The 25,031-nt window shown below is 70.8% G+C and carries 22 protein-coding genes and 1 tRNA gene; 12 read left to right on the top strand and 11 right to left on the bottom strand.

The genetic code is table 11. The features are described from left to right. The first annotated feature begins 75 nt into the window (after nucleotides 1–75). A complete protein-coding gene (locus ACWPOB_RS18490; protein WP_455401728.1) occupies nucleotides 76–675 on the top strand; it encodes a TetR/AcrR family transcriptional regulator in 600 nt (199 codons plus the stop codon). Here ACWPOB_RS18490 and ACWPOB_RS18485 read toward each other — a convergent pair. Genes ACWPOB_RS18485 through ACWPOB_RS18475 form a run of 3 tightly spaced genes read right to left on the bottom strand, consistent with a single transcriptional unit; the run spans nucleotide 659 to nucleotide 3,169 of the window. Next, nucleotides 659–1,600: an SGNH/GDSL hydrolase family protein gene (locus ACWPOB_RS18485; RefSeq protein WP_100056444.1), complete on the bottom strand. Its 942-nt coding sequence runs from the start codon at nucleotides 1,598–1,600 to the stop codon at nucleotides 659–661. The genes ACWPOB_RS18490 and ACWPOB_RS18485 overlap by 17 nt on opposite strands. Nucleotides 1,601–1,604: 4 nt before the next feature. Continuing rightward, on the bottom strand, nucleotides 1,605–2,444 hold the full coding sequence (locus ACWPOB_RS18480; protein ID WP_455401727.1) for an alpha/beta fold hydrolase: 840 nt from the start codon (nucleotides 2,442–2,444) through the stop codon (nucleotides 1,605–1,607). 23 nt (nucleotides 2,445–2,467) lie between these two features. Then, nucleotides 2,468–3,169: a TetR family transcriptional regulator gene (locus ACWPOB_RS18475; protein WP_100056443.1), complete on the bottom strand. Its 702-nt coding sequence runs from the start codon at nucleotides 3,167–3,169 to the stop codon at nucleotides 2,468–2,470. Nucleotides 3,170–3,264: 95 nt separating this feature from the next. On the opposite strand from ACWPOB_RS18475, the gene ACWPOB_RS18470 reads away from it, so the two are divergent. Genes ACWPOB_RS18470 through ACWPOB_RS18460 form a run of 3 tightly spaced genes read left to right on the top strand, consistent with a single transcriptional unit; the run spans nucleotide 3,265 to nucleotide 5,850 of the window. Further along, nucleotides 3,265–4,377, top strand: coding sequence for a ferredoxin reductase (locus ACWPOB_RS18470; protein WP_455401726.1), 1,113 nt, complete (start codon nucleotides 3,265–3,267; stop codon nucleotides 4,375–4,377). 26 nt (nucleotides 4,378–4,403) lie between these two features. Further along, complete coding sequence (locus tag ACWPOB_RS18465; RefSeq protein WP_455401725.1) at nucleotides 4,404–5,609, top strand: fatty acid desaturase family protein; 1,206 nt, start codon at nucleotides 4,404–4,406, stop codon at nucleotides 5,607–5,609. A 13-nt stretch (nucleotides 5,610–5,622) separates the two neighbouring features. Then, complete coding sequence (locus ACWPOB_RS18460) at nucleotides 5,623–5,850, top strand: hypothetical protein (RefSeq protein ID WP_100056440.1); 228 nt, start codon at nucleotides 5,623–5,625, stop codon at nucleotides 5,848–5,850. A 110-nt stretch (nucleotides 5,851–5,960) separates the two neighbouring features. Here the strand turns inward: ACWPOB_RS18460 and gdhA are convergent, their stop codons facing one another. Beyond that, a complete protein-coding gene (gene gdhA, locus ACWPOB_RS18455) occupies nucleotides 5,961–7,304 on the bottom strand; it encodes an NADP-specific glutamate dehydrogenase (RefSeq protein WP_100056448.1) in 1,344 nt (447 codons plus the stop codon). A gap of 136 nt (nucleotides 7,305–7,440) precedes the next feature. Continuing rightward, nucleotides 7,441–8,124 (bottom strand): GntR family transcriptional regulator, encoded by a 684-nt coding sequence (locus ACWPOB_RS18450; RefSeq protein ID WP_455401724.1) that lies wholly within the window; start codon nucleotides 8,122–8,124, stop codon nucleotides 7,441–7,443. Nucleotides 8,125–8,277: 153 nt separating this feature from the next. Between ACWPOB_RS18450 and ACWPOB_RS18445 the strand changes: the two genes are divergently transcribed. The 3 genes from ACWPOB_RS18445 (at nucleotide 8,278) to ACWPOB_RS18435 (ending at nucleotide 13,787) form a co-directional block, all read left to right on the top strand. Beyond that, the gene (locus ACWPOB_RS18445) at nucleotides 8,278–9,936 is read left to right on the top strand and encodes an L-lactate permease (RefSeq protein WP_455401723.1); all 1,659 of its coding nucleotides are present in this window, start codon (nucleotides 8,278–8,280) and stop codon (nucleotides 9,934–9,936) included. Further along, complete coding sequence (locus ACWPOB_RS18440; protein ID WP_455401722.1) at nucleotides 9,933–11,324, top strand: FAD-binding oxidoreductase; 1,392 nt, start codon at nucleotides 9,933–9,935, stop codon at nucleotides 11,322–11,324. Before ACWPOB_RS18445 ends, ACWPOB_RS18440 begins: the two co-directional genes overlap by 4 nt. 120 nt (nucleotides 11,325–11,444) lie before the next feature. Further along, on the top strand, nucleotides 11,445–13,787 hold the full coding sequence (locus ACWPOB_RS18435; protein WP_455401721.1) for a heavy metal translocating P-type ATPase: 2,343 nt from the start codon (nucleotides 11,445–11,447) through the stop codon (nucleotides 13,785–13,787). A gap of 72 nt (nucleotides 13,788–13,859) precedes the next feature. On the opposite strand, the gene ACWPOB_RS18430 is transcribed toward ACWPOB_RS18435, so the two are convergent. The 5 genes from ACWPOB_RS18430 to ACWPOB_RS18410 all read right to left on the bottom strand — a co-directional run bounded on the left by ACWPOB_RS18430 (nucleotide 13,860) and on the right by ACWPOB_RS18410 (nucleotide 19,357). Then, complete coding sequence (locus tag ACWPOB_RS18430) at nucleotides 13,860–14,444, bottom strand: hypothetical protein (RefSeq protein WP_100056905.1); 585 nt, start codon at nucleotides 14,442–14,444, stop codon at nucleotides 13,860–13,862. Further along, nucleotides 14,431–14,949, bottom strand: coding sequence for a hypothetical protein (locus ACWPOB_RS18425; RefSeq protein WP_455401720.1), 519 nt, complete (start codon nucleotides 14,947–14,949; stop codon nucleotides 14,431–14,433). The genes ACWPOB_RS18430 and ACWPOB_RS18425 overlap by 14 nt, the downstream gene beginning before the upstream one ends. Before the next feature lie 164 nt (nucleotides 14,950–15,113). Further along, on the bottom strand, nucleotides 15,114–18,365 hold the full coding sequence (otsB, locus tag ACWPOB_RS18420; RefSeq protein ID WP_455401719.1) for a trehalose-phosphatase: 3,252 nt from the start codon (nucleotides 18,363–18,365) through the stop codon (nucleotides 15,114–15,116). Nucleotides 18,366–18,764: 399 nt separating this feature from the next. After that, nucleotides 18,765–19,037: a hypothetical protein gene (locus ACWPOB_RS18415; protein ID WP_100056907.1), complete on the bottom strand. Its 273-nt coding sequence runs from the start codon at nucleotides 19,035–19,037 to the stop codon at nucleotides 18,765–18,767. A gap of 152 nt (nucleotides 19,038–19,189) precedes the next feature. Beyond that, nucleotides 19,190–19,357 carry a hypothetical protein gene (locus tag ACWPOB_RS18410; protein WP_165037137.1) on the bottom strand — a complete coding sequence of 56 codons (168 nt, stop codon included), beginning with the start codon at nucleotides 19,355–19,357 and terminating at the stop codon, nucleotides 19,190–19,192. Between the two features lie 104 nt (nucleotides 19,358–19,461). On the opposite strand from ACWPOB_RS18410, the gene ACWPOB_RS18405 reads away from it, so the two are divergent. Together ACWPOB_RS18405 and ACWPOB_RS18400 are read left to right on the top strand one after the other, a co-directional pair. Continuing rightward, nucleotides 19,462–19,992, top strand: coding sequence for an NUDIX domain-containing protein (locus ACWPOB_RS18405; protein WP_455401718.1), 531 nt, complete (start codon nucleotides 19,462–19,464; stop codon nucleotides 19,990–19,992). Next, nucleotides 19,989–20,858, top strand: coding sequence for an SDR family NAD(P)-dependent oxidoreductase (locus ACWPOB_RS18400; protein ID WP_455401717.1), 870 nt, complete (start codon nucleotides 19,989–19,991; stop codon nucleotides 20,856–20,858). Before ACWPOB_RS18405 ends, ACWPOB_RS18400 begins: the two co-directional genes overlap by 4 nt. A 151-nt stretch (nucleotides 20,859–21,009) precedes the next feature. Here the strand turns inward: ACWPOB_RS18400 and ACWPOB_RS18395 are convergent. After that, nucleotides 21,010–21,083: transfer RNA gene (locus ACWPOB_RS18395), tRNA-Arg, on the bottom strand. 170 nt (nucleotides 21,084–21,253) lie between these two features. Between ACWPOB_RS18395 and ACWPOB_RS18390 the strand changes: the two genes are divergently transcribed. From ACWPOB_RS18390 to ACWPOB_RS18380, 3 genes are read left to right on the top strand one after another with little or no spacing between them, the layout of a single operon-like run. Next, the gene (locus tag ACWPOB_RS18390) at nucleotides 21,254–22,135 is read left to right on the top strand and encodes an FAD binding domain-containing protein (RefSeq protein WP_455401716.1); all 882 of its coding nucleotides are present in this window, start codon (nucleotides 21,254–21,256) and stop codon (nucleotides 22,133–22,135) included. Nucleotides 22,136–22,139: 4 nt separating this feature from the next. Next, nucleotides 22,140–22,619: a (2Fe-2S)-binding protein gene (locus ACWPOB_RS18385; RefSeq protein ID WP_455401715.1), complete on the top strand. Its 480-nt coding sequence runs from the start codon at nucleotides 22,140–22,142 to the stop codon at nucleotides 22,617–22,619. Beyond that, complete coding sequence (locus ACWPOB_RS18380) at nucleotides 22,616–25,012, top strand: aerobic carbon-monoxide dehydrogenase large subunit (RefSeq protein ID WP_043798973.1); 2,397 nt, start codon at nucleotides 22,616–22,618, stop codon at nucleotides 25,010–25,012. The genes ACWPOB_RS18385 and ACWPOB_RS18380 overlap by 4 nt, the downstream gene beginning before the upstream one ends. Nucleotides 25,013–25,031: the final 19 nt, after the last annotated feature.

Here is a 25,031-nt window from a genome sequence, read left to right as displayed (position 1 = left end):
GGGTCCGTTCCGGCACGATCCGGACCTAAGTATGACAACATACATAGAAACCGACGGCAAGAGCGGAGCAGGGACATGGCGAGGCGAAGCGACCCGACCACCGGCCCTCGCGCCGCGATGATCCGCAGCGCGATCCGGCTCATCCGCGAGCGGGGCGTTGCGGCGACCTCGTTCGCCGACGTGCTCGCCCAAAGCGGCGCGCCGCGTGGGTCGGTCTACCACCATTTCCCGGGCGGAAAGTCGCAGCTCGTCGAGGAGGCCACCCGCAGCGCCGCCGACCACCTGGGTGACGGGATGGCGCGGGTGCTGGACTCCTCGGACACCCCCGGCGCACTGCAGGCTCTCGCCGACCTGTGGCGTCGCGGTCTCGAGGCCGGCGACTACGCGGTCGGCTGCCCGATCGTCGCGGCGGCCCTGGGTACCGAGCGCGGGGCCCGTGACGTCGCCGGGGAGGCGTTCGAGCACTGGTGCGGCCTGCTCACCGGCACGCTCGTCGCGGACGGGGTGGGCCCGGAACGCGCGCGGTCGTTGGCGGTGCTCATCGTCGGCGCGCTCGAGGGTGCGCTGGTGCTCGCCCAGGCGCAGCGCAGCTCGGCGCCGCTCGACGCGGTGGTCGACGAGCTCTCGGCCCTGTGCCGGTCGGCGATCGACCCCGCGGCTAGTCCGCGATCGTGACCAGGACCTGTTCGGCGGCGTTGCGGTGGCCGTCGGCGTTGGGGTGTAGCGGGGCCGCCGGCTGGGACGGGAACAGGCCTTCGGTCCAGCGCTGCGCGGAGGGCTGGCACGCGTCGTGCCCGACGGTGGACTCGCGCAGGTCGACGTAGTCGACGCCCGCGGCGTCGGCCTGCTGTTCCATCGCCGCGTTGAGCCGGTCGATCTTCGCCTGCAGGTACGTCGCGTCGTCCGGCAGGATCGGCTGATCGGGATAGCATCCGCCGTCCCGGATCCCGGTCGGGTAGCCGACGAGCAGGATGCGCGCGTCCGGGGCGCGGTTGCGGATCTCCCGCACGATCGCGCCGTAGGTGGGGGCGAAGTCGTCGATCGCGCGGTCCACGAGGTCGAGGCCGTCGCGGACGTTCGCGGTCGCGCACAGGGGTCCGGCCGGCGCCGCGGCCCTGCCGGACGAGCGGTCGAGCGCGAGGCACGATCCGGCCAGGGCGACCAGGCCGATGTCGTTGCCGCCGATCCCGACGGTGACCAGCTCGGTGTCGGGGGTGAGCGCATCGTACTGCGCAGGGACGGCGGCTCCCGACGAAACCACTTGGGGCCCTGCCAGATTCGCTGTCGTCGCGGAACTGCACGACGCGTCGCGGAAGTTGTCGATGCCCAGCGTCTCGGCCACCGTATGGGGGTAGTTGCTCCCCGAACGCGCGCACGCCGAGTCGATCTGGGGCGGGATCATCGGGCCCGCCGTGAACGAGTCACCCAGGGCCACATAGGAGCTGTAGGCGGGGCCGGGGGCGGGCTCGGAATCGGCGGGCGACCCGGGATCGGTGCAGGCCGTGGCGAGCACGGTGAGGGAGGCGGCCGCGACCGCGCCGAGCCGGCGACGCATACGGCGGTGGCAAGCTGCGGTGGTCACGGCCCCTCCTGTGGACATGCTCTTACGGCCGGTCGCCGATCCGGGCGAGGATCGCCTTCGCCAGCGCGTCCGGTGCCTCCTCCGGCACCCAGTGGCTGACGTCGTCGAGGACGACGAATTCGTAAGGCGCGTCGACGAACTCGCCGCAGCGCTCCGCGCCCACCCGGCCGAGGGCCGAATCCCCGGTGCTCCACACGTAGGTGGTGGGCACCCGCACCGGTGCCAGTTCGGAGAACTCCCGGGTCATCGCCCGGTACCAGTTGAGCGCGGCGGTCAGGGCGCCGGGCTCGGACAGCACGCGCACGTACTCGTCGATCGACTCGGGGCTCACCCGGTCGCCGTACATCACGCGCAGGCGACGGGCGTCGTCCTCGAGCAGGACGTGCTCGGCCTTTCCCTCCTGCCGGAGCAGCTTGATGTAGGCGGCGCGGGCCTGCTGATCGGCGTCCTCGCGCAGGGCCCAGCCGTAGGCCGCGAGGTGCGGGACGGACACCGCGGTCAGGGTGCTGATGCGGTCGGGGTGCCGCACCGCGACCTGCCAGGCCACGGCGGCGCCCCAGTCATGCCCCACCAGGTGGGCCTGCCCGATGCCGGTCGCGTCGAGCAGCCCGATCACGTCACCGACCAGCAGGTCGATGGTGTACGCCGACACGCCGTCCGGGCGGGCACCGGGGGAGTACCCCCGTTGGTCCGGCATCAGCACTCGCAGACCCGCCTCCGCGAGCTGCGGCGCCACGGCCTCCCAGCTGCGGGCGGTCTCCGGGAAGCCGTGCAGCAGCACGACGGGCGTGCCGTCGGCGGGACCGGTGACGTGAACGTCGAAGGTGAGGTCTCCGAGGGTGACGTGAGTGGTCTCGAACATGGCGCCCACCGTACGGGTTGCCGTTAGCGGTGGGAAGGTTTCCATGCGCCCATGCCGAGAACGATGAGGCGCATCTGCTTTTCGGCGCGGGCGAGGACCTCGGCCTCCGCGGGCCCGCCGGGCCGGTCCACGTCGAGCAGTTCGAGCACCACCTCGAGCATGGCGGTGACCAGCAGATCGGCCGCCATCTCCAGGTCGTCGACGTCCCAGTCCGCCATGCCGGGCATGCGGGAGAGATCGACGGAGAGCTCGCCCGTGATCAGCCGCAACTCGACGGTGACGGTGCGCGCGACGGCCGGCTGGCCGCCGTAGCGCTCCCGGGCCAGGAATCGGAAGGCCTGTTCGTGGGCGCGGACCTGCCGCACCAGGGTCTCGAGCGACGCCCGCGCCGAGGACGGGCCGCGCGTGCGCCGGGCCTCGCGCAGCAGCGTGCGGAGCATGCGCATGGTGTCGGCGGCGAGAGCGACGCCGAGTTCCTCCATCGAGCCGAAGTGGCGGTAGAACGCCGTCGGCACGATCCCGGCGCGGCGGGCCACCTCACGCAGGCTCACCGTCGCGAAGCTGCGATCGGCCGAGAGTTCGAGCGCCGCGTCGAGCAGGGCCTGGCGGGTGCGCTCCTTGCGCGCAGCCCGCGTCGCGGGTTCGGGAACGGGGGCTGCGGACACGGCTCCGAGTCTAGGCAGTACGACGTGGCGGCGGTCGGGGACCGTGGTGACGGCCGCCACAAGAACGTTGACAGGCCACCGGGCGACCCTGGCACACTGAGCTCAGTGCACATTTGTGCACTGAATTTGGATTCTCGCTCGAGAGGAGCGACGCCATGACCCTGCTTCACCGCGCCCGACGCGGGCCGGGGCCGTCGATCGGACGCAAAGCCCTGATCAAGGCGCTGCACGTACTCTCCGCGCCGCACCACCCGGATCGGTACCTCGAACTGGCCGATCCGCTCCTGGCCGTGCAGCACACGCGCGCCCGGATCACGAACGTTGACCGAAATGTCCCGGGTGCGGTGACGCTCGAGCTGCGCCCGGGCCGGCCCCTGGAGTTCCGGGCCGGTCAGCACCTGCAACTCGGCGTGGTGGTGGACGGTGTGCGGCACAGCCGCAGCTACTCGCCGGTGAGTTCCCAGCATCGAGCCGACGGGCGCATCCAGCTCACGGTCGGGGTGCGACCGGACGGCGTCGTCTCGCGGCACCTGCACGAGCACGCCACCGCGGGCGACGTGGTCGACCTCGCGGCGGCCGCCGGCGAGTTCTGCCTGCCGGCGGAGCGGCCGGAGCGGCTGGTGCTCGTCAGCGGCGGCAGCGGCATCACTCCGGTGCTGTCGATGCTGCGCACCCTCGCCGACGAGGGCTACTCCGGAACCGTTGCCTTCCTGCACTACGCGCCCACCGCCGCGCACGTGCCGCACCGCGACGCGATCGAGTCCCTGGCTGGCGCCCACACCGGCGTCGACGTGGCCTTCGCCTACACCCGGGCGGACGACGGTGCGTTGCGTGGCCACTTCGACCGGAGTCATCTCGAGCGGGTCGCCCCGTGGTTCGCCGGCGCACCCGCCTACGTCTGCGGCCCGGCCGGGCTCGTCGACAGCGTGCGGGAGGTCTACGGCGACGCCGGCGCCGCGCACCTGCTGCGCACCGAGGAGTTCACCCCGCCCGTCGTCGTCCGCGACGACGACGCGAGCGGCACCGTCACCTTCGCCGCGTCCGGGGTTCGCGCCGAGAACAGCGGCGTCACCGCCCTCGAGCAGGCCGAGGCGGCCGGGCTCACCCCGCAGCACGGCTGCCGCATGGGAATCTGCCACTCCTGCACCGTGACCCGGCTGTCCGGCGGCACCCGCGACGTGCGTACCGGCGAGACCGACGACGAGCCCGGCGCCGAGGTGCAGATCTGCGTGAACGTCCCCGTCGGCGACGCGGCCTTCGACCTCTGACCCACTCGAAACAATTGGAGGACACCATGTTCGGTTTGTCCATCCCCCTGTCCCTTCCGCTGCCGGCGTTCCTGTCCGGCCGTCGCGATCCCGACCCGTCGCCGGTCGTGCTGCGCCGCGAGCACGTCGAGGAGATCGGCCGCGAACTCGACGCCCTGCGCGAGCGCACCGTCACCTCGCTCGGCACGGCCGACCGCGAGTACATCTACCGCATCGTCGGGGCGCAGCGGCGCTTCGAGATCGCCGGTCGTGCACTGTTGTTCGTGGGCTTCCTGCCGCCGGCATGGGTGGCGGGCGTGGCCGCGCTGAGCGTGTCGAAGATCCTCGACAACATGGAGATCGGCCACAACGTGATGCACGGCCAGTACGACTGGATGCGCGAGCCGGAACTGAACTCCCGCAACTTCGAGTGGGACACCGTATGTCCCGCCGACCAGTGGCGGCACTCGCACAACTACCTGCACCACACCTACACCAACATCCTCGGGATGGATCGCGACGTCGGCTACGGCATCCTGCGGATGGACCCGGCGCAGCGCTGGCACCCCTACTACCTCGGCAACCCCGTCTACGCGACGGGGCTGATGCTGCTGTTCGAGTGGGGCGTGATGCTGCACGATGCCGAGGTCGAGAACGTCGTCGCCGGCAAACGCAGCTGGCGCGACGTGATCCCGCTCGCCCGGGGGTGGTGGCGCAAGGCGCGCGGACAGGTGGTCAAGGACTACGTCGCGTTCCCGTTGCTGTCCGGGCCGATGTTCGTGCCGACGCTGCTCGGCAACGTGGCCGCCAACCTGGTCCGCAACGTGTGGGCGTTCTCCATCATCTTCTGCGGGCACTTCCCGTCCGGAGTGCAGTCCTTCACCGAGGAGGAGACCGCGCACGAGACCCGCGGCGAGTGGTATGTGCGTCAGCTGCTCGGCAGCGCGAACATCACCGGCACGCCGCTGTTCCACATCATGTCCGGCAATCTCTCGCACCAGATCGAGCACCACCTGTTCCCGGATCTTCCGGCGCACCGGTACCCGCAGCTGGCGCCGGAGGTGCGGGAACTGTGCGAACGCTACGGGCTGCCCTACAACACCGGGGGCCTGCTCGCCCAGGTCGGCTCGGTGTGGCGCAAGATCGTGAAGCTGGCACTGCCGCCGAGCTGGGTCTCGGAGGAGCCCACGACGTCGGTGCTCATCGAGCGCAGCGTGCCGGTCGCGGGTACCCTCGCCCACGACAGCGCCTGAAGGGGGCACCGCCATGGTGGGTAGGTTCGAACGCAACAAGGACACGCTCCAGGAACTGACCGAGTCCGCGGCGACGCACGTCGGTAACATCGCCGGCATCATCACCGGCGCGGTCCGCGAGGTCACCCGGGAGGTCGGGGACTGGATCAGCGACGGCATCGAGATGCGGGAGGCCGCCCGCAAGGCGAGCGTCGACGACGAGCGCGTCGTGGAGCCGCCGTCCGAGCCGTCCGGCGGGTAGGCGAAGAACGCCGGGTAGCTGAAGAACGCCGGGTAGCTGAAGAACACCGAGACAGCGCGGGGCGGGCACCGGATCCGGTGCCCGCCCCGCGCTGTCGGCGTGTGTTCGGATCAGATGACGCCGAGTGCGAACATCGCGTCGGCGACCTTCACGAAGCCGGCGATGTTGGCGCCGTGGATGTAGTCACCGGGCTTGCCGTACTCGGCTGCGGTGTCCACGCAGTTCTGGTGGATGTCGCGCATGATGCCGGCGAGGCGCTCGTCGGTGTAGTCGAAGTGCCACGAGTCGCGGGAGGCGTTCTGCTGCATCTCGAGCGCGGAGGTCGCCACGCCGCCGGCGTTCGCCGCCTTGCCCGGGGCGAACGCGACGCCCGCCTCGCGGAACACCGCGATGCCACCGGGGGTGGTGGGCATGTTCGCGCCCTCGGCGACGACCCGCACGCCGTTGTTCACCAGGGTCTTCGCGGCGGTCTCGTCCAGCTCGTTCTGGGTGGCGCAGGGGATGGCGACGTCGCACGGCACGTCCCAGATCGAACCACCCGGGAAGTACTGCGCGTCGGGACGCTCGTCGAGGTACTCGGAGATGCGGCCGCGCCGGACCTCCTTGATCTCCTTGAGCAGCTCGAGGTCGATGCCGTTCTGGTCGACGATGTAGCCGGAGGAGTCGGAGCAGGCGATGGCGATGCCGCCGAGCTGGTGCACCTTCTCGATCGCGTAGATCGCCACGTTGCCCGAACCGGACACGACGACCTTGCGGCCCTCGAGGGAGGAGTTCACGGACTTGGCCATCTCCGCCACGAAGTAGGCGACGCCGTACCCGGTGGCCTCCCGGCGCACCTGCGAGCCGCCCCAGGTCAGGCCCTTGCCGGTGAGCACGCCGGACTCGTAGGAGTTGGTCAGGCGCTTGTACTGGCCGAACAGGTAGCCGATCTCGCGTCCGCCGACGCCGATGTCGCCGGCCGGGACGTCGGTGTACTCGCCGATATGGCGGTGCAGCTCGGTCATGAAGGACTGGCAGAAGCGCATGATCTCCTGCTCCGAGCGACCCTTGGGGTCGAAGTCCGAGCCGCCCTTGCCGCCGCCGATGGGCAGGCCGGTGAGGGCGTTCTTGAAGATCTGCTCGAAGCCGAGGAACTTCACGATGCCGAGGTTGACGCTCGGGTGGAAGCGCAGGCCGCCCTTGTACGGGCCGAGCACGCTGTTGTACTGGACCCGGAAGCCGCGGTTGACGTGCACGTTGCCCTGGTCGTCGATCCACGGCACCCGGAAGATGATCTGCCGCTCGGGCTCGGTCAGCCGTTCGATGAGGCCGGCTTCGAAGTAGCGGGGGTGACGCTCGAGGACGACATGCAGGGACTCGAACACCTCGGCGGCTGCCTGATGGAACTCGGGTTCACCGGCGTTGCGCGCCTGCACCTGTTCGTAGATCTCTGCAATGCGGTCCCGGGTCGACACGCTCACCACCTGACTGTGAGGAAACTGTTACATGGCGTTAACACGTTGAATCATAGGCGCAGGCACCGGGCATCCGATAAAAGGGGGCAGTATGCCCGGGCTGGGCGTCGAGGGGGGCGGCCGAACCGGGAGACGGCTACGCGGGGTCGGGAAGGGTGGCTTCCGGCCCCGGGCTGCCGCCGAGCGCGGCGACGAGGCGTTCGCGTGCGCGTCCGAGGTGCCGGGTGATCACCTCGACCGCCGCATCGCCGTCGCCGGCCAGGACGGCGTCGAGGATCTGCTGGTGTTCGGCGGCGATGCTCGTGGTGGTGAGCAGCTGCTTGCCCTGCACCTGCACCATGCACAGCCGCACCTCGGACACGAGCGAGCCGAACATGCGGCTGGTGCGCGGGCTGCCCAGCGCGTCCACCAGGGCGGTGTGGAAGCGCATGTCGGGTTCGACGACGGTGAGCGGGTCCGCCTCGGTCATGGCCGAGATCTCGGCGTTGGCGGTCGACGCCGCCGGAGGCACCGCCCGGGTCTCGGCGAGCGCGCGCAGCACCACGGATTCCAGGTGCGCGCGGGTGCGGTAGATGTCGCGCACGTCGTCGGGGCCCAGCTGGGGCACGCGGGCGGTCTTGTGGGCGCTGCGCTGCAGTAAGCCCTCGCCGACGAGCTTCTCGATGGCGGCCTTGGCGGTCGGCCTGGCGACTTCGTAGGCGCGGGACACCTCGGCCTCGGTGAGAGCGTCCTCGTGCGTCAGCTCCCCGGCGAACACGCGCCGGCGCAGTTCCAGGGCGAGGGCGTCGACGATCGACAGGGCCTCGACGCGTCCGACCAATGCCCCGCTCCTTCCCGGCTCCCCGCGCACCTGCACGGACCTGCGCGAACACCAGCATTCTTGCACGACGCCGCACATGCGTTCTTGACAGGGATGTGTACTTGTCTGACAATTTCGGGGATCGGTGACAGGCATCACAACGAGAGGCGCGCTATGTACCAACAGACACTCGACCCGATCGGCGGCTCACTTGCCTGGTCGGCCGTGGTCGCGGCGATCCCGCTGGCCGCGATGTTCGTCATGCTCGGCGTCTTCAGATGGAAGGCGCACCGCGCGGCCCTCGTCGGTCTGGCCCTCGCCGTGCTCGCGGCGGTCGTCGGGTGGGGCATGCCGCTCGGCCAGGCCGCCGCCGCGACCGCCGAGGGAGCCTTCTACGGCCTGTTCCCGATCTTGTGGATTCTCGTCAACGCCCTGTTCGTCTACAAGCTCACGGTCGTCACCGGCTGGTTCGAGGAGCTCGGCCGGGTCATCCGGTCCATCTCGGACGACCAGCGCATCCTGGCCATCCTCATCGCCTTCTGCTTCGGTGCGCTGCTCGAGTCGCTCGCCGGATTCGGCGCGCCCGTCGCGATCTCCGCGGCGATGCTCATGGCCGCGGGCATGGCACCGCTCAAAGCCGCGTGCACGTCCCTGCTGGCGAACACCGCGCCCGTGGCCTTCGGCGCGATGGGCGCCCCGATCCTCGCACTCGCCGGGGTCACCGGGCTGCCGCTGGACGACCTGTCCGCGATGGCCGGCCGGCAGACACCGTTCGTCGCGGCCGTCGTGCCGATGGTGATGGTGTTCCTCGTCGACGGCCGCCGCGGAGTTCGGCAGACCTGGCCCGTCGCGGTCGTCGCGGGCCTGACCTTCGGCCTCGCCCAGTTCGTCACCGCGAACTACCTCACCGTCGAGCTCACCGACGTCGTCGCCGCGATCGTCACGGTCGGCGCGGTGCTGGGCATGCTGAAGGTGTGGCAGCCGGGGGAGCGCCTGGTCGCCACGACCGACTCCGCCCTCACCGCACCGGTCGGCGCCGGCACCGCGGTCGGCATCGCCGCCCCGCCGTCGCGTTTCGACGGATACAGCCGGACGCGGCGCACGCTGCTGGCCCTCGCCCCGTACCTGACGATCATCGCGATCTTCACCGTGGCGCAGATCCCGTTCGTCAAGACGTGGCTCACCGAGATCGGCACCGTGTCGTTCCGCTGGCCCGGACTCGACATCGTCGACGTCGACGGCAAGCCGCTGAGCGCGCAGACGTTCAAGCTCGACCACCTCAAGGCCACCGGCACCCTGTTGCTGCTCGCCGGGGCCGTCACGGCCGGGATGTACGGGATCGGCGTACGCCGCGCCGTCCGCGCCTATGCCGACACCCTCGTGCAGCTGCGCTGGACCATCGTCACCGTCACCTCGGTGCTCGCGTTGGCCTTCGTGATGAACCTGTCCGGTCAGACCGCCGGCCTCGGCATGGCGCTCGCGTCCGCGGGCGGGGTGTTCGCCCTCGTCTCGCCGCTGATCGGCTGGATCGGCGTGGCCATCACCGGATCCGACACGTCGTCGAACTCGCTGTTCGGTGTCATGCAGATGACCGCCGCGCAGCAGGCCGGGCTCGACCCGGTGCTCATGGCGGCGGCCAATTCGTCCGCGGGTGTGCTCGGCAAGATGCTCTCGCCGCAGAACCTGTCGGTCGCGGTGGCCGCGGTCGGCCTGGCCGGGGCGGAGGGCGTCATCCTGCGCCGTCTGATCGGCTGGAGCCTCGGGTTGCTCGCGTTCCTCACCGTCGTCATCTACCTGCAGTCCACCCCCGTTCTCGATTGGATGGTTCCGTGAACACCAGCGTCGTGACTCCTGTCCCCGACACCGAGCCGGTCGTTGCCGCGCTCGTCGACGCCCTCGGCGACGCCGTCGTCACCGATCCGGACCGGATGCTCGCCTATCGGCGCGACCAGTCGCTGCTCACGCCGGCCGGGATGCCGCTCGCCCTGGTCCGGGCGCGGGACACCGACGACGTCGTCGCCACCCTGACGATCGCGCACCGGCACGGCATCCCCGTCGTCACCCGCGGCGCCGGCACCGGTCTCGCGGGTGCGGCCAACGCCCTCGACGGCGGCATCGTGCTCAGCGTCGAGAAGATGAACGCCATCGTCGAAATCGACACCGAATCACGCACCGCCACAGTGCAACCCGGGGTGATCAACGGCGATCTCGCCGCCGCGGCCGCCGAGCGGGGGCTGTGGTACGTGCCGGACCCCGGCAGCCGCGCGGTCTCCACCATCGGCGGCAACCTCGCCACCAACGCCGGCGGCACCTGCTGCGCGAAGTACGGGGTCACGGCCGACCATGTCGCCCGCATCAAGGCGGTGCTCGCCGACGGGCGGATCATCCACACCGGCGCCGTCACCCGGAAGAACGTGGCGGGACTGAACCTCACGCAACTGCTCGTCGGATCCGAGGGCACCCTCGCCGTCATCGTCGAGGCCACCGTGCGGCTGCGCGCCGCCGCCACCGCGGCGGCCACGGTGGTCGCGAGCTTCCCGGAAACCGCGCAGGCCGTCGCCGCGGTGCTGGCGATCCGCGAGCAGGCCGAGCCGTGCCTCGTCGAACTGATGGACCGCACCACCATCGCCGCCGTCAACGACATGACGCACATGGGACTCGACGACACGGCCGGTGCGCTGCTGCTCGTCCAGTGCGACGGGCGCGACGCCGCCGCCGAAGCGCAGGTGTGTGCGCGGGCCTGTACCGCGGCGGGCGCCACCGAGGTGTACGCCACCGCCGACCCGGTGGAGGGGGAGGAGTTCATGGCCGCGCGGCGGGTCGCGCTCACCGCGCTCGAGCGGTGTGGCAGCACCCTGCTCGACGACCTGGCCGTTCCCGTGCCGCGGCTGCCCGAGATGCTCGCGGCGATCGAGGCGATCGCCGCGCGGCACGAGCTGCTCATCGGCACGTTCGGGCACGCGGCGGACGGAAACCTGCATCCCACCATCGTGTTCGACGCCGCCGACGAGGTCGTCGCGGGGCACGCCCGCCAGGCGTTCGACGAGATGATCGCCGAATGCCTGGCGCTCGGCGGTTCGATCAGCGGAGAGCACGGCATCGGGGTGCTCAAACAGCCGTACCTCGAAACGCAGGTCGGCACGGTCGAGCGTGCGCTCATGCAGCGCATCAAGGCGGCATTCGACCCGAGCGGGATTCTCAACCCGGGGCGCGGGATCTGACCGGACGGAGACCCCCGGGGACGGACCCGTCGACGGACCTCCGTCCCTACCCGGCCGACGGCTGGTGGTGGCACGGTGGGAGGTGACATCGGCACCGGTGCGGAACGGAGGAGTGCGGCAGTGGCGACACAACCGGAATCCACGCGGTGGGAGCGGCTGCGCCGCGCCTTCGAACCCGCGCTGCTCGCCGTCACCCTCACCGCCCTGACGGCCGGGGGCATCGCCTGGCTTCTCGGCGCCCACGCCGTCGCCGACGCCTGCTGGATCGCCGGCACCGTCGTCGCGATCGTGCCCGCGACCTGGTGGGTGATCGACGCGCTGCGCCGCGGCCGCGTCGGGGTGGATCTGATCGCGGTGCTCTCCCTGGTCGGCACCCTGCTGGTCGGCGAGTACGTCGCCGGGGCGCTCATCGGCGTGATGCTCGCCTCCGGGCAGGCCCTCGACGCCGCCGCGGAACGCCGCGCCACCAAGGACCTGCGGGCCCTGCTCGAGCACGCCCCGCACACCGCGCGCCGCCGCGTCGGCGACGAGGTGCAGGTGGTGCCGCTCGGCGACGTCGTACCCGGGGACACCCTGGTCGTCGGGCCGGGCGAGGTGGTGCCGGTCGACGGCTGGATCACCTCCGAACTCGCGGTGCTCGACGAGTCCGTCCTCACCGGCGAGCCGATGCACGTGCAGCGCCGCACCGGGGAGGCGGTGCGCAGCGGCGTCGTCGCCGCCGGCGGCGCCTTCGAGATCCACGCCCGCGCCACCGCCGAGGACAGCACCTACGCCGGCATCGTGCGCCTGGCCCGCGAGGCCGCCGCCGAGAGCGCCCCGGTGGTGCGGATCGCGGACCGGGTGGCCGGGTGGTTCCTGCCGCTGTCGCTGACGGTGGCGGGGCTCGCGTGGCTGCTCAGCGGGTCGGCGACCCGTGCCGTCGCCGTGCTGGTGGTGGCCACCCCGTGCCCCCTGCTGCTCGCCGCGCCCGTCGCGATCGTCTCCGGTCTCTCCCGCGCTTCGCGCCTGGGGGTGGTGATCCGCAGCGGCGGCGCACTCGAGAACCTCGGTCACGCGACGACGCTGGTGATGGACAAGACGGGCACGCTCACCAGCGGCCGGCCCGCCGGCGCCGACATCGTCACCGCACCCGGGGGCGACGGCGCCGAGCTGCTGCGCCTGGCGGCCTCCGCCGACCAGCTCTCCCCGCACGTGCTCGCCGAGGCCATCGTGCAGGAGGCGAAGATGCGCGGGCTGACCCTGTCGCTGCCCACCGACGTCGCCGAGCAGGCCGGCACCGGCGTGGCCGCGACCGTCGACGGCCGGCGCGTCACCGTCGGCAGCCTGCCGCTGCCCGCCGACGCGCCCGGCTGGGCCCGGGCGGTGCTCAGCCGTGCCGCACTCGACGGCGCCGTCGTCGCCTGGGTCACCGTCGACGGCGACCTGGCCGGCGCCCTGCTGCTCGTGGACCCGCTGCGCCGCGACGCCGCCCGCACCCTGCGGCGGCTGCGCTCGGCCGGGCTGGACAGGCTGGTCATGCTCACCGGCGACCGGCGCGAACCGGCCGAGGAGATCGGCTCCGTCCTCGGCCTCGACGGGGTCTATGCCGAGCAGACCCCGGCGGACAAGGTGAACGGTGTGCGTGCCGAGCGGGAGTCGGCGGTGACGGTGATGGTCGGCGACGGCGTCAACGACGCCCCCGCCCTCGCCGCCGCGACCGTCGGCGTCGCGATGGGCGCCCGCGGATCCACGGCGAGTTCGGAGGCGGCGGACATCGTGCTCACCACCGACCGCCTCGACCGGCTCGCCGATGCCATGGAGATCGCGCGCCGCTCCCGGCGCATCGCCGTGCAGAGCGCCACCGTCGGCATGGGCCTGTCGCTGGTCGCCATGGGCTTCGCCGCGTTCGGATACCTGCCTCCCGCGGTGGGTGCGCTGCTGCAGGAGGGCATCGACGTCGCGGTGATCCTCAACGCCCTGCGCGCCCTGCGCGGCGACCGGGACCAGGAGCTGGTCCTGCCCGACCACACCGAGGCGATGCTGCACCGGTTCTCGGCCGAACACGACGTCCTGCGTGACGAGCTGTCGATCCTGCGCGACACCGCCCAGCTGCTCGCGTCCGGCGATCTGCCCACCGCCCACGCGGCGCTGCGCCGCGTCGACGCGTTCCTGTTCGACACGCTGCTGCCGCACGAGCAGGCCGAGGACAGCGAGCTGTACCCGGCGCTCGCGGTGCCGCTCGGCAGCGGGGAGGCGACCGCGACGATGAGTCGGATGCATGCCGAGATCGACCGGCTCAGCCGCCGCCTGCGCACGCACCTGGCGCAGGCCGACGCCGCCGGCGGCCTGCGACCGGACCAGTGCGACGACCTGCTCGCCTGCCTGTACGGGCTGTACGCGCTGCTGCGGCTGCACTTCGTGCAGGAGGAGGAGAACTACTTCACCCTCGCGCCCGAGGCCGAACGGGCGGACGGCTCGGCATGACCGGTCCGGGCGGACGGCTGCGGCTGTACGTATCCGGTTCTGCCGGTGCGACGTTCGCGGTGGGACCGCCGGTCAGCGCCGGGCTTCGGCCGCGATCATCGACAGAGTCGGCCGTGCCATGGCCCGCACGAACGGCCCGACCGCCGTCCAGTAGCGGCGGAAGAGTCTGCGGGCCTTCTCGTCGGTGCCGTGCACCCGGATCTCGGTGAGCAGGACGCAGGTCTGCGCGTCGTACGGCAGGACGGTGAAACTCCATGTGCCGACCCCGCATTCGGGAACCGCGATGCTCGACAGGGGCGCGCCGGGATCCCAGTCGACGCGGCCGTAACCCGGCTCCCACCACCGGCCGACGAAGCCGAGCACGAGTTCCCGCCCCGGTTCCTCGGCGACCACCTCGAAGCCGCCCTGCGGACCGATCAGGTCCCCGAGGCGGACCGAGCGGTGCGCCCGCACCTCCCGATGCCGCGGCGCGCGCACGGCGTCGAAGGCCATCCGGGCCAGATTGGGGGCGGCGATCACCGGGGACCGCATGAAGTCGATGCGGTGGATCGCGGCGAACGTGTCCCCGGCCGGGGCGTCGACCACCCGCGCGCGTACGACCCGCTGCTCGAAGACCGGCAGCTGCCGTTCGGTCGCGGTGGAGTCACCCTCCGGCATTGTTGCTCCTCGGGAGCCGCGCGGTTCGAGTCGCCGACAGTTGCCGGACCATCACCCAGCGCGCGACGAGGTAGCCGAGGACACCGCCGTAGACGGCCTTCAGTACCAGGAACCATCCCGTCGACAGTCCGGACACACCGAGGAGGTGCAGCACCCAGATCGCGAGCACGGAGACGGCCGCGGCCGCCACCCCGAGCGACAGACCCAGAGACCAGGTGCCGGACGGCAATCGCGACAGCCACCGACCGGCCTGCGGGGCGTCGGCGGTGGTCGCGTCGAGCCCTGCGCGCAACGCGCGTCGCATCCCGGCGGCGGAGAACCAGGAGACGAGCACGGAGAGGATGATCGCGGTCAGCGCGATGTCGACGACGATCCCGTCGGCCGACCACAGCGGCACGAACGACGTGCCGCGCTTGCCCGCCCACGCCAGCAGCGGATTCACGACGACGTTCACCAGGCCGGTGACGACGGCCTGCTTCCGGACGTACGAGGCAGCAGAATCCACGGCCCGTCCTCCTGACCACGGCCCGCGGAAGCGGGCCCCTTCTCATCGTGAACCGCGGAACCGTGCTCGTTCCAGGGCCGTAGGTCCCCAACGACTCCACGGGCGATGCCGGCGAGGCGAAGGCTCGACGCCCTGCCCTCGGTCGCGGGTTCGTCGTCGTCGCACTAGCTCAGGCGAACCGTGCCTCCCGGGTGCAATTGGGCGACCCGGCCGCGGCATTCGATCTCGATCGGCGCCTGCATCCCGGGACCTGCGCTCACCTGCACCTCTGTGCCGCTGATGCGCAGGCGAAGGCGATGCCCCCGGTAGAAGATGGGGAATTCGAGGGCGCCGAGTGGTTCGGGCCACTGCGGGGCGAACACGAGCCGGTCACCCCGGGTCTCGAGTCCGGGGACGCACCGCTGCAACAGATCGACGCTGCCGGCCATGGCCGCCAGGTGGATGCCCTCCATCGTGGTGCCGCCCTGGATATCGGCGATGTCGGCTCTCAGCGCCTGGTAGAAGAAGTCCACGGCCTCGTCCCGGTGGGCTCGTGCCAGCACCCAGGAATGGACGACCCCGCTCAGGGTGGAGCCGTGCGAGGTTCGCGCCATGTAGTAGTCGATGGTCCGCGGGATGTCCTCGTTCGGGAACCGGTAGCCGAGCCGTTCGAGCAGTTCCCGCAGTTCGTCGGAGGACAGTAGATAGAACAGCATCAGCACGTCGGCCTGCTTCGACGCCTGGTAGCGGTTGACGTCGTCGCCCTCGGCCTCGAGGATCCGGTCGAGGCGCTGGATGTCGCCGTAGCGCCGCCGGTAGCCCTCCCAGTCCAGTTCGGCGAGGCGCTCGTACCCCTCGAACTGGCTGAGGACACGATCGTGGAACGGGACGAACATTCTGCGGGTGACGTCCTCCCAGCGCGCCGTCTCCTGCGCGTGCAGCCCCAGGGCCTGGGTCAGGTACGAGCGGATCTGCAGCGGGATCAGCTCGAGCGCCTCGAGGGCCCGCAGGATCACCCAGACCGACATGACGTTGGTGTACGCGTTGTTGTCGATTCCGTCGTACGGTGCGTCGGGATAGCCGGAATGGAACTCGTCGGGGCCGATGACGCCGCGGATGCTGTACCGTCCGCGCGCCTCGTCGTAGGACGCGAGATCGGCGTAGAAGCGGGCGATCTCCACGAGCATCTCGGCGCCGTACTCGATCAGGAACTCCAGATCGCCGGTCACCTGGTAGTACTGCCACACGTTGTGGGCGATCGCGATGCCGGTGTGGTGCTGGCGCCGGCTGGGGTCCGGGTTCCAGCGGCCGGATCTGGGATTGAGGTGCAGTTGCGGGCTCTCCTCGCGGCCGTCGCTGCCCGACTGCCACGGGAACATCGCACCCCGGTGACCGGCTTCGCGCGCCATCCGGCGGGCCTCCCGCAGGCGACGGTAGCGGTAGCGCAGCAACGACCGGGTCAGCGAGGGCAGCCGCAGGTTCAGCACCGGGAACACGAACAGCTCGTCCCAGAAGACGTGGCCGCGGTACGCCTCTCCGTGCAACCCCCGTGCCGGCACGCCCACGTCGAGGTCGGCGGTGTTCGCGGAGACCGTCTGCAGCAGGTGCAGAAGATGGAACCGGAGGACGCGCAGGGCGTGGCCGTGACCCGGACCCTCGTACTCGATGCCCAGGTGGTCCCACAGATATCCCCAGGCGAGCACATGGCCGTCGAGCAGCTCGTCGAACCGGCCGAGCCGGGGAAGCCAGCGGGCTGCTTCGTCGGCCGGCTCGGACACCGCCTGATCGCGCCCGGTGAACACCGCCACCATCTTCTCCAGCGTCACGGGCCGGTCCGCCTCGACGTCGACGGTGATGTCGTGTCCGATCCGGTCGTCGCCGTCGACCAGCCGGTACTCGCCGGCAACGGGCTCCTCGTCGCACCACACGGTGTTCCGGGCCGCCATCGCCACCGGTATCCGCGATTGGTTGGTCTGCACCGCCAGCAGCACCGAGTCGGCGGACAGCGCGGTGGCCTGCAGCGGCTCGAGGTGCTGGTCGGCGAGGTCGCGATAGCGCTCGACGAGGGAGTTCCGGACCGCGCCGTCCAGCAGCGAGCGGATCTCGAGCCGGCCCGACCAGTCTTCGGCCACGATCGTCGTCTCGAGGGCGCAGGCGTGCGGCAGATGCATGGCAACCAGGCGCCGCTGCCGCACCGACGTGGTGCGCCCCGCAGCGTCGCGGAATCGGAACCGCCGGATGAGGACGGCGCGGCGGAGGTCGAGGTATTGGCGGTAGTCGAGCAGCTCGGCGGTGTCGAGGTCGAACCACTGCCCGCCGTCGACCCGGAAGGTCACCGGCAACCAGTTCGGCAGGTTCACCAGACTCTCGTGGTCGATGGCACTCCCCGCCACCTCGTCCTGGAGACGGTTGAAGATGCCGGCCACATAGGTGCCGGGGTAGTGCACGCCGTCCGCGCGGGATTCGGGCGCGCAGCCTCGGGTGGCGAAGAAACCGTTCCCGACGGTGCAGAGGGCCTCGCGCAGCTTCTCGGTGAGCGGGTCGTAGCCGTCGAAGAACATTGTCCAGGCGTCGTCCGGGGGCGGCGCGATCCCGGGGTCGCTGCCGAGCAGATCCGCCAGCCGCTCCAGTAGCTCACGAACCCGGTCCGGACCGTCGACCGCGAATTGTGCCGTCGACCGCCGATCGCCTTCCTCGCTGTAGCGCACGACGATGCCGATCCCGGTCGATGTCAGGGTGCCGAACGCGTCGTCGTCGGTGAGGTCGTCGCCGATGTAGACCGGCATCGGGTCCTCTGCGCCGCGGAGGTGCTCGAGCACCCAGGCCACCGCCCGCCCCTTGTCCCAGTCCACATCGGGGCGGAGCTCGGTGACCTTGCGTCCGCTCGTGACGCGGAGCCGGCCGTCCCGGTCGGCCGCATCGTGCACCGCTGCGACGACCTCCTCGATCCGGTCCTCGGCGACGTTGCGGTGATGAACCGCCACGGCGAAACGCTTGTGCTCCACCAGAACGCCGGGCACGCCGGCCAGGCGGTCCCGCAGGGCGCCGGCGATTCGCTCGAGGTCGGGCACCGCGGGGACGGCGGCATCGTTCCGGTGGTACTCGCCGTCCGGCCCGACGAGTTCGAAACCGTGGTTACCCGCATACCAGAGCCCGGGCACGCCGACCCGTGCCTGCACGTCGGCCACGTCGCGGCCGCTGATCACGCCGACGGGGCAATAGCGGGCCAGCCGGGCAAGCTCTTTCGCCGCGCCCTCGACCAGGGTGGCAGCGGTGGGATCGTTCACGAGGTGGGCGAGGGTGCCGTCGAAGTCCAGGAACACGGCGTAGCGCCGGGTGCGCAGGATGGCGGTCGCCTGGTGACGGGATGCCAAGGCGTCCGGGATTTCCGACAGCCGGCGGTCACGGGGGCGCGGTTCGACCGTGGGGGTGGTCATCGGCTCGGCTCGGATGATGAGTGCATGGCAGTCTGTCCCTCCGCACCGTTGCAGGACAGGCCCACAAGGGGTTCCCCATTCTATGACGGGACCGGCGGCGTGCAGTCCGATTCGGTGTTCGAATACCGGCAGCTGCCGGTCGATCGAAGACAGTTCGTGGAATGCGCAGGTGCATAGGTTCCAGGGCCGGAGGTTCCTTCACTGCGGCACACGACGCGTCGGGCGCTCCGCCTTCGAGCGAGGAGGGTCCGTCGGCGGCGAGGACGGTCCGTCGGTGCGAGGAGGGCGATGAGTGTGCTCGCAGGCGGTGCCGTGTCGATCGCGGACGGCCGGAACCGCGGCGTCGGACAGCTCGAGCGGCGGTACGACATTCGCCGGACTGCGTACCGCGGGTGGCCCTCAGGATCCGGTCGCCGGATCGAAGGCGATGAAGTACCAGACGTCGGCCGCCGAATCGTACGTGCAGCGGACGAGAATGATCTGCCGAGAGGTTTCGGCGTACAACTGGGCCTTTCCGCAAAATCCCTCGTCGTTCCATTCGGACCGGTAGATCGGTCCGAATTGCCACGGGGCGGCGGAGGCGCTTGCCGTCCCGACGGTGGCTCCCAGGGCCAGCGGAGCGGCGACGAGGCCGGCAAGCGCGGCGGCGCGGCGGGCGCGATTCTTCGGCATGAGGACTCCTTGCGGTCTCCGGACAGGGTCCGGGGCGTCGATGCCTCGATCCCTGCGCGGGCTCTGCCCCCGCCGACGCTCCGCTTCGATGATCACCTCGGGCGGGTGCCGGCCGCAGCCGTTTGCACGAACCGGTACGTAGGGTTCGGGTGTCAGTCCTCGAGCTGCTCGGCCTTCTCGATCGCCTCCCGGAGCTGCTCGTGCAATGCCCGAGCCTGCGCGACGTCGAGCGCAACGCCGATTCCCTCCGGGAGGTCGAGCACGACGGTGGGTCCGTTCGCGCGCGCGGTGACGGCGCGGTCGCCGGTCGTATCGGTCACGGGCGGATCCTTCCGGTCGGACGGGTGGCGCGGATACCGGTACCAGTGTGCCCGGAAGAACTACCGTGTGGGGCGGGAGCGCACGGCGACGGGAAGGGGGAGCGATGGCAGTCACCAGCGCCGGCCTTCTGCTGTACCGGATCGACGCCGACGGCGTGCTCGAGGTGTGGATCGTGCACCCGGGCGGGCCGTACTGGGTCGGCAAGGACGAGGCGGCCTGGTCGATCCCCAAGGGGGTCTACGGCGACGACGAAGACCCGTTCGCCGTGGCCTTGCGAGAGTTCGAGGAAGAATGCGGGATGCCCGCGCCCCAGGTGAACTACGAGATGCTCGGGCGGTTCAAGCAGCCCTCCGGCAAGATCGTCACCGTCTACGCCGGTGAGACCGCCGACGATCTAGCCTTCGTCGGCAGCAACACTTTCGACCTGGAGTGGCCGCCGCGGTCCGGAAAGGTGCAGAGCTTTCCCGAGGTGGACGACGCTCGCTGGTTTCCGCCCGCCGTCGCGGACATCAAGCTCGTAAAGGGGCAACGCCCGATCCTCGCCCGGCTCGGCGAGCGCGTGCACGCTGCCGGCCGGTCGTTCGCGTCCGGTCCGTCGCTGCCCGGTGCTGGAACGGAGGAACCGGGCACATGAGCAAGACCGTGCTCGTCACCGGAGGAGGGCGGGGGCTCGGCCGGGCCACGGCCGAGAAGCTCGCCGCCCGGGGGCATCGCGTCCTGCTCGCCGCGCGTACCCGCGCTGCCGCGGAGGACGCAACCGAAGCGATACAGCGGACGGATCCCGACGCTCGGCTCGAGCCGCGCTGGCTCGATCTGTCTTCTCTGGAGCAGGTCCGGTCCTTCGGCGTCGCGGAAGCCGAGCGCGGCGAACCGATCGACGTGCTGCTGCATGTCGCCGGCATCCTGCAGACGAGCAAGGAACGCCGGCTCACCGTCGACGGGTACGAGGAGACCCTCGCCGTCAACGTCCTGGCCCCGTTCCTGCTCACTGCCCTGCTCCTGCCCGCACTCGAGCGCAGCCCGTCGGCGCGTGTCGTCACCGTCGGCTCGCGGCTGCACCTGCCCGGATCCCGCGGAGCGCCGGTGGACTTCGACTTCGCCGACGTCCAGCTCGAGCACGGCTACAACCCCGATCGGGCATACAAGAATTCCAAGCTGGCGGTGATGTGGTTCACCTACGAGCTCCAGCGCCGCCTCGCCGGGCGGCCGATCACCGCGAACGCCGTGTGTCCCGGTTTCGTGCCCACCACTGCGGCTGCAAGCACTCGCGGTCTGATGCGGCTGTTCATGGCGCACGTGTTGCCGCACATGCCCTTCGCCACGTCCGTCGATGCAGCCACCGATTCGCTGGTGTTCACGGCGGTCGACCCGTCGCTCGACGGGGTGGGCGGAAAGTTCTTCGGCGAGTGTCACGAAATCGACTCCAGCGCGCAGTCCCACGACGTTGCCCAGGCCCGACGGTTCTGGACGATCGCCGAACACCTCACCGGTCTCGCCTGACCTGTCCGCCGAAGGTGGGACGCGGCCGGCCCCGCAAGGACGCGAGATCTCCGTGCAGTGCTTTCGGGCGCTGAGTGGAGTGTGGTGCGCCTTCGTGGATCTTGTTCGCACCCTGCAGGCGCACCCCGGCCGGAGGCCGGCAGTGTCACAGTGCCCCCGGCAGGACTCGAACCTGCGACCTAGAGATTAGAAGGCTCTTGCTCTATCCAGCTGAGCTACGGAGGCGCGGCCAAAATCTTAACCGCTCGCCGGATCGGGCCCGACCGAGGCCCTCGCCGCCGTTCGGCCGGGTGCGCTCGTTCGGGCCGGTCGCCCCGATCGGGCGACGAATCCGCCCGTCGCGCCGCAAGCGCGGGCATACACTCCGTAGGTAGCTGAAATGTGAGGTATGCCACATGCAAGTACCTTCGGCTTTCGAATACGAGCGCGCCACCGGCATCGATCACGCCATCGCACTCCTGGACGAACGCGGCGAGGAAGCCCGGGTCGTCGCGGGCGGGCACAGTCTCCTGCCGATGATGAAACTCAGGCTCGCCGCCCCCGAATGCCTGATCGACATCAACGACCTGGCCGGCGAGCTCGGCTACATCGCCGTCGAGCCCGACGTCGTGCGGATCGGCGCGCTGGCGCGGCACCGCGAACTCCTCGAAAGCGAGGCGCTCGCCGAGATCTTCCCGATCTTCCGCGACGCCGAACGGGTCATCGCCGATCCCGTCGTGCGCAACCGCGGCACGATCGGCGGGTCGCTGTGCCAGGCCGACCCTGCCGAGGACCTGTCCACCGTGTGCGAGGTCCTCGACGCCTCGGTCGTGCTGCGCGGTCCGCACGGCAGCCGGACGCTGACGATGGACGAGTTCCATCTCGGACCCTACGAGACGACCGCCGCCCGCAACGAACTGCTCGTCGAGGTCCGGCTGCCGCGACGGGGCCGCGGGTCGAGCGCCTACGCCAAGGTCGAGCGGCGAACGGGGGACTGGGCGATCGCCGCGGCCGGCGCCGCCGTGTGGATGAGCGACGGTGCCATCGACGACGCCCGCGTCGGTCTCACCGCTCTACGGGCGGATCCGCAGGCCCTGGCCGGCATCTCCGATCGGCTGCGCGGCGCGACGCCGTCCGAGGACCTCTACCGCGAGGCCGGCGAACTCGCCGCCGCCGCCAGCGACCCGGTCGCGGACCAGCGCGGCACCGTCGACTACAAACGCCACCTCGCCGCGGAGCTCACGGTGCGCACCCTGCGGCGCGCCGTCGAGCGGCTCACCACCTCCGAAAGGGGTTGACCCGATGCGTGTTTCGATGACCGTCAACGGTGACGAGGTCAGTGCCGAGGTGGAACCGCGGCTGCTGCTCGTCCACTTCCTGCGCGATCACCTCGGCCTGACCGGCACGCACTGGGGCTGCGACACCAGCAACTGCGGCACCTGCGTCGTCGCGGTCGACGGCGAGCCCGTCAAGTCGTGCACCATGCTCGCCGTCATGGCGAGCGGCCACGACGTGCGCACGGTCGAGGGGCTCGAGCGCGACGACGTGCTCGACCCCGTGCAGGAGGGCTTCATGCGCTGCCACGGGCTGCAGTGCGGCTTCTGCACCCCCGGCATGATGATCACCGCCCGGGCCCTGCTCGACCGCAACCCGGACCCCGACGAGCAGACCATCCGCGAGGCGATCTCCGGGCAGATCTGCCGCTGCACCGGCTACACCACCATCGTGCGGTCCATCCGCTGGGCCGCCGAGCACCCCGTCACCGAGAAGGCGCCGTCATGACCGCCGTCGACCCGACCCCCGAGCTGCTCGACACCGTCGACAACGACAAGAAGCCGTGCGGTCACGGCCGCATGCTGCGCAAGGAGGACCCACGCTTCATCCGCGGCCACGGCCGCTTCGTCGACGACGTGCAACTGCCGGGCATGCTGCACCTGGCGATCCTGCGCTCACCCGTCGCCCACGCGAAGATCCTCGGCATCGACACCACCGCCGCGCAGGCCCACCCGAAGGTGAGGGCCGTCGTCACCGGCGCCGACCTCGCGGACAAGGGCCTGGCATGGATGCCGACACTGTCCAACGACGTCCAGGCGGTCCTCGCCACCGACAAGGTCCGCTTCCAGGGCCAGGAGGTCGCCTTCGTCGTCGCCGACGACCGCTACTCGGCGCGCGACGCCCTCGAGCTCATCGACGTCGAGTACGACATCCTCGACCCGGTCGTCGACGTCCGTCGTGCGCTCGCGCCCGAGGCGCCCGTGATCCGCACCGACCTCGAGGGCAAGACCGACAATCACTGCTTCGACTGGGAAACCGGGGACGCCGCCGCCACCGAGGCCGCGTTCGCGAAGGCCGACGTGATCGCCCGGCAGGAGATGGTCTATCCCCGCGTGCACCCGGCGCCCATGGAAACCTGTGGCGCCGTGGCCGATTACGACCGCATCAGCGGCAAGCTCACGCTCTGGTCGACCAGCCAGGCGCCGCACGCCCACCGCACCCTCTACGCCCTCGTCGCCGGCCTGCCCGAACACAAGATCCGGGTGATCGCCCCGGACATCGGCGGCGGGTTCGGCAACAAGGTGCCCATCTATCCCGGGTACGTCTGCGCGATCGTCGCCTCGCTCGTGACCGGCAAGCCGGTCAAGTGGATGGAGGACCGCAGCGAGAACCTGGTGAGCACCGGCTTCGCGCGCGACTACGTGATGGTCGGCGAGATCGCCGCGACCCGGGAGGGGAAGATCCTCGCGATCCGCACCCAGGTCCTCGCCGACCACGGCGCGTTCAACGGCACCGCCGCCCCGGTGAAGTACCCGGCCGGGTTTTTCGGGGTGTTCACCGGCAGCTACGACATCGAGGCCGCCTACTGCCACATGACCGCCGTCTACACCAACAAGGCGCCCGGCGGCGTGGCCTACGCGTGCTCGTTCCGCATCACCGAGGCCGTGTACCTCGTCGAGCGGCTCGTGGACTGCCTCGCCTACGACCTCGAGCTGGATCCGGTGCAGCTGCGGCTGCGGAATCTGCTTCGCCCCGAACAGTTCCCGTACACGAGCAAGACCGGATGGAAATACGACTCCGGCGACTACGAAACCACCCTGCGCAAGGCCGTGGAGATGGTCGGCTACGACGAACTGCGCCGCGAGCAGGCCGAACGCCGCGCGCGTGGCGAGCTGATGGGCATCGGCGTGGCGTTCTTCACCGAGGCCGTCGGCGCCGGCCCCCGCAAGGACATGGACATCCTCGGCCTCGGCATGGCCGACGGCTGCGAGCTGCGCGTGCACCCCACCGGCAAGGCGGTGGTGCGGCTGTCGGTACAGACCCAGGGGCAGGGCCACGAGACCACGTTCGCGCAGATCGTCGCCGAGGAACTGGGCATCCCACCCGAGGACATCGACGTCGTGCACGGTGACACCGACAACACCCCGTTCGGTCTCGGCACGTACGGCAGCCGCTCCACCCCGGTCTCCGGCGCGGCCGCCGCCCTCGTCGCCCGCAAGGTGCGCGACAAGGCCCGGATCATCGCCTCCGGCATGCTCGAGGTGTCCGTCGCCGACCTCGACTGGGTCAAGGGCGCCTTCCACGTCAAGGGCGATCCGACCGCGTCGGTGACCATTCAGGACATCGCGATGCGGGCGCACGGCGCCGGCGATCTGCCCGAGGGCGTCGAGGGCGGACTCGAGGCCCAGATCTGCTACAACCCCGAGAATCTCACCTACCCGTACGGGGCGTACTTCTGCGTCGTCGACATCGATCCCGGGACGGCGGAGGTGACGGTGCGCCGGTTCCTCGCCGTCGACGACTGCGGCACCCGCATCAACCCGATGATCATCGAGGGGCAGGTGCACGGCGGGATCGTCGACGGCATCGGCATGGCACTGATGGAGATGATCGAGTTCGACGAGGACGGCAACTGCCTCGGCGGCTCGCTCATGGACTACCTGATCCCCACGGCGATGGAGGTGCCCCACTTCGAAACCGGCTTCACCGTCACCCCGTCGCCGCACCACCCGATCGGCGCGAAGGGCATCGGCGAGTCCGCGACCGTCGGCTCGCCGCCCGCGGTGGTCAACGCCGTCGTCGACGCGCTGCGCCCCTTCGGGGTGCGGCACGCCGACATGCCGCTGACCCCGTCGCGGGTGTGGGAGGCGATGCAGGGCCGGCCCACCCCGCCGATCTGACCGACCGGCCCGAACCAGG

This window comes from Rhodococcus sp. 2H158 (assembly GCF_053764755.1).
This window is presented reverse-complemented; position numbering and strand designations above follow the sequence as displayed.

Excerpts from the sequence above, each read along its gene's own strand:
- ACWPOB_RS18485 (WP_100056444.1), bottom strand. The coding sequence starts at position 1,600 with ATGTCCACAGGAGGGGCCGTGACCACCGCAGCTTGCCACCGCCGTATG.
- ACWPOB_RS18445 (WP_455401723.1), top strand. The coding sequence starts at position 8,278 with ATGTACCAACAGACACTCGACCCGATCGGCGGCTCACTTGCCTGGTCG.
- ACWPOB_RS18480 (WP_455401727.1), bottom strand. The coding sequence starts at position 2,444 with ATGTTCGAGACCACTCACGTCACCCTCGGAGACCTCACCTTCGACGTT.
- ACWPOB_RS18380 (WP_043798973.1), top strand. The coding sequence starts at position 22,616 with ATGACCGCCGTCGACCCGACCCCCGAGCTGCTCGACACCGTCGACAAC.
- ACWPOB_RS18400 (WP_455401717.1), top strand. The coding sequence starts at position 19,989 with ATGAGCAAGACCGTGCTCGTCACCGGAGGAGGGCGGGGGCTCGGCCGG.
- ACWPOB_RS18430 (WP_100056905.1), bottom strand. The coding sequence starts at position 14,444 with ATGCCGGAGGGTGACTCCACCGCGACCGAACGGCAGCTGCCGGTCTTC.
- ACWPOB_RS18460 (WP_100056440.1), top strand. The coding sequence starts at position 5,623 with ATGGTGGGTAGGTTCGAACGCAACAAGGACACGCTCCAGGAACTGACC.
- ACWPOB_RS18415 (WP_100056907.1), bottom strand. The coding sequence starts at position 19,037 with ATGCCGAAGAATCGCGCCCGCCGCGCCGCCGCGCTTGCCGGCCTCGTC.
- ACWPOB_RS18390 (WP_455401716.1), top strand. The coding sequence starts at position 21,254 with ATGCAAGTACCTTCGGCTTTCGAATACGAGCGCGCCACCGGCATCGAT.
- ACWPOB_RS18490 (WP_455401728.1), top strand. The coding sequence starts at position 76 with ATGGCGAGGCGAAGCGACCCGACCACCGGCCCTCGCGCCGCGATGATC.
- ACWPOB_RS18385 (WP_455401715.1), top strand. The coding sequence starts at position 22,140 with ATGCGTGTTTCGATGACCGTCAACGGTGACGAGGTCAGTGCCGAGGTG.
- ACWPOB_RS18465 (WP_455401725.1), top strand. The coding sequence starts at position 4,404 with ATGTTCGGTTTGTCCATCCCCCTGTCCCTTCCGCTGCCGGCGTTCCTG.
- ACWPOB_RS18405 (WP_455401718.1), top strand. The coding sequence starts at position 19,462 with ATGGCAGTCACCAGCGCCGGCCTTCTGCTGTACCGGATCGACGCCGAC.
- ACWPOB_RS18470 (WP_455401726.1), top strand. The coding sequence starts at position 3,265 with ATGACCCTGCTTCACCGCGCCCGACGCGGGCCGGGGCCGTCGATCGGA.
- otsB (WP_455401719.1), bottom strand. The coding sequence starts at position 18,365 with ATGACCACCCCCACGGTCGAACCGCGCCCCCGTGACCGCCGGCTGTCG.